4 protein-coding genes are annotated in these 2,522 nt (G+C 53.7%); 2 read left to right on the top strand and 2 right to left on the bottom strand.

What is annotated here, in order from left to right; all coding sequences use genetic code 11:
- Positions 1–422 (bottom strand): MarR family winged helix-turn-helix transcriptional regulator (locus tag AAAC48_RS09560; protein WP_340653954.1); only part of this gene is annotated, 422 nt, incomplete at its 3' end.
- Between the two features lie 94 nt (positions 423–516).
- Between AAAC48_RS09560 and AAAC48_RS09555 the strand changes: the two genes are divergently transcribed.
- Positions 517–885, top strand: coding sequence for an antibiotic biosynthesis monooxygenase family protein (locus AAAC48_RS09555; RefSeq protein ID WP_340653953.1), 369 nt, complete (start codon positions 517–519; stop codon positions 883–885).
- Positions 886–1,403: 518 nt separating this feature from the next.
- Here the strand turns inward: AAAC48_RS09555 and AAAC48_RS09550 are convergent.
- Positions 1,404–1,535, bottom strand: coding sequence for a hypothetical protein (locus tag AAAC48_RS09550; RefSeq protein WP_340653952.1), 132 nt, complete (start codon positions 1,533–1,535; stop codon positions 1,404–1,406).
- Positions 1,536–1,793: 258 nt separating this feature from the next.
- Between AAAC48_RS09550 and AAAC48_RS09545 the strand changes: the two genes are divergently transcribed.
- The gene (locus AAAC48_RS09545; RefSeq protein ID WP_340653951.1) at positions 1,794–2,453 is read left to right on the top strand and encodes a calcium-binding protein; all 660 of its coding nucleotides are present in this window, start codon (positions 1,794–1,796) and stop codon (positions 2,451–2,453) included.
- Positions 2,454–2,522 lie beyond the last annotated feature (69 nt).

The following is a 2,522-nucleotide window of genomic DNA, read 5'->3' as shown; positions in this document are numbered from 1 at the left end:
ATGACGGTGTGCGTCGTTTTGATGTCCTCGACCAGAAGCCCTTCCGATAGCCCGTTGACCCATGGGGCCTGCAGGCGCATGGCGGTGTCGAAAGCCTGTTTTCCCTTGTCCGTCAGCGCGACGAGTTGCGCCCGCCGGTGGTGCGGGTTGGGCTGGAAGGCGACAAGCCCCTCTTTCTCCAGATCATTGACAATGCGCTGAATGTTCTGGCGGTTCGCCCCCATGTCGCGCGCAAGCCACGCGACCGGCTGCGGCCGGTCGGCTGTGACAATGGTGCCCAGAACCTGCCAGCGGGCGCTCGTCAGGCCAAGGTCTGCGACCAGCCTGTCGCCTGCGGTGAGCATTCGGTTGTTAAGCCTGAACAGGTCGAGAATGAATTCAGTCAAGGCTGTTGCGGCTGGCGTTCGCTTATCGTCGTGCATTTGTCACCGTATACCTATATTGACATGATGATGTCAAGTTACTATTGTATCGTACCCGATTGACATCATACAACCATATCGAATGGAGCCAACCATGCCGATCATGCGCCCAATGGACCCTGCCTTTCCGATCGAACGTCAGATCACCATCGACGTTTCTCCCGTCGTCCTCATCAATCTCTTCACGCTCGACAAGGCGGACGAGCATATCTTCGTCCATGCCTGGCAGGCTGACGCGGACTTCATGAAACGGCAGCCGGGCTTCATCTCGACCCAACTGCATCGCGCGATCGGCGAGAGCCCGGCCTATTTCAACTATGCCGTCTGGGAATCGACCGCTGACTTTCGGGCTGCGTTCACGCATCCGGAGTTCAGGGCAACGCTCTCAGCCTATCCGTCCTCGGCCGTTGCCTCCCCACATCTCTTCCAGAAGGTTGCCGTGCCCGGCATCTGCGTCGCATAGCCTTTCAGATCAAGGCGATGCTTGAACACGCAGAGCTTTCCATTGAAGAGGCGCAGACACTTTCGAAAAGCCAAGTGATAGTGCGCACTGACCTGCGAACGCGACAGATCGGAGACATTATCAGGTTGGTTTTGCATCACTGAGATGATGATTGTTCCGAAAGACGTCAGGCGGCTCGCGTCTAACATTTATGATGACTGCAAGGCTCGAGGCATCACCACAACAAATTGCGAGCGGTCGCTTGCTGAGTACGTCGAAGGGAAAGGTGGTAACGTTCCGCCATACTTGGCAATTATCGAGGCCTTGTCGATCACGTACCGCGAAAAGATGGAAGAATACCTGTATGACCGGCCGGCAAAGAATAACCACGCTTCCTGACGACATGGACAAGAGCAAGATGAAGCGTGCGATTGTTCTCATGCGATGGACGGCTGTTCATCGGGCGACGACAAGATTTGTTCCAAATCCTAGATAAAGATGCTTGTCGCATTGCATGTATAGAAGCGGCCACCTTGACTTCAATCGGCAATGCGCAGGGCTAGCCAATGATCGATCGCCAACACGACCTTCAGCTTGATGTCGCGGGTCGGCATTTTCTCGAGCGAGCCGTAGGCGGTCCGCAGGCGCTGGATTGAATGCGCACACTGCAAATAATTGATTCAAATTATGAAATACTTTACGCACAATATTTCTTTATAAAGGAATTATAATAGCCACAAAGCTCAATTGTTTTTTGCGTATATCTTGAGTAGAAGCCTCTTTGTTTAATTATTACTATGCTATCTAGCTTTAATATTCTCAATTTATATTGCAATTTGACTTGGTGCCATGCACTGTCATCAGGGGGCACCAATCGTCGGAACAATTCCGGCAATTTGTAACTCAAAGCAGGACAGAAGGAGAAGCAGATGGCCACTTTAGAAGGCGGCGCCTACGACGACGTTTTGTTTGGCTCGCGTTTTGACGATTTCATTCGCGCCCATGGCGGTGATGATGTCGTATTTGGCGGCAATGGCAATGATACGATATTTGGGGATGACGGAAACGATCTGTTGTTCGGTGGAAAGGGCGATGATGCCCTCTTCGGCGGCAATGGTTCAGACATTCTCTTTGGGGACCACGGCGATGACGTCCTGAGTGGCGGCGCCGGGGATGACGTCTTGTTCGGCGGCAAGGGGGATGACGTCCTTCTTGGTGGCGATGGCAATGACGTCCTGTTTGGCGATGCCGGAAGCGATGTGCTTCTTGGTGGGGCCGGCAACGACTTCCTATCAGGCGGCGCGGGCGACGATGTTCTCGTTGGCGGTGCCGGCAATGACGTATTCCTGTTCACTGGCGGCGGCGGCAACGACGTCGTGCTTGATTTTACCCCTGGTGAAGACATCCTCCAAATCTCCAGCGGTATTAATGGTCAGGATATCCACTCGGCCGATGACCTGGCCTCCCGTATCACCCAGGTCGGCAATAATGTTGTCGTTGATCTCGGTCATGGCGACTCCGTTACGCTGGTCAACACCAGCTCCGACGATGTCCAGGCTCACCCGGACAGCTATTTCACGGTACATTGATCCAGTAAATAGCGTGCCCAGCCATCCGGCCGGGCACGCCTTTTTCTAATTGTAAATTTGAAAGGGCAA

Origin of the sequence: Phyllobacterium sp., assembly GCF_037994405.1 — a bacterium.
In the GTDB taxonomy this organism is placed as follows: Bacteria; Pseudomonadota; Alphaproteobacteria; order Rhizobiales; family Rhizobiaceae; genus Phyllobacterium.
This window is presented reverse-complemented; position numbering and strand designations above follow the sequence as displayed.

Bases quoted from the DNA above. Each gene is read 5' to 3' on its own strand.
- AAAC48_RS09555 (WP_340653953.1), top strand. From the start codon at position 517: ATGCCGATCATGCGCCCAATGGACCCTGCCTTTCCGATCGAACGTCAG.
- AAAC48_RS09545 (WP_340653951.1), top strand. From the start codon at position 1,794: ATGGCCACTTTAGAAGGCGGCGCCTACGACGACGTTTTGTTTGGCTCG.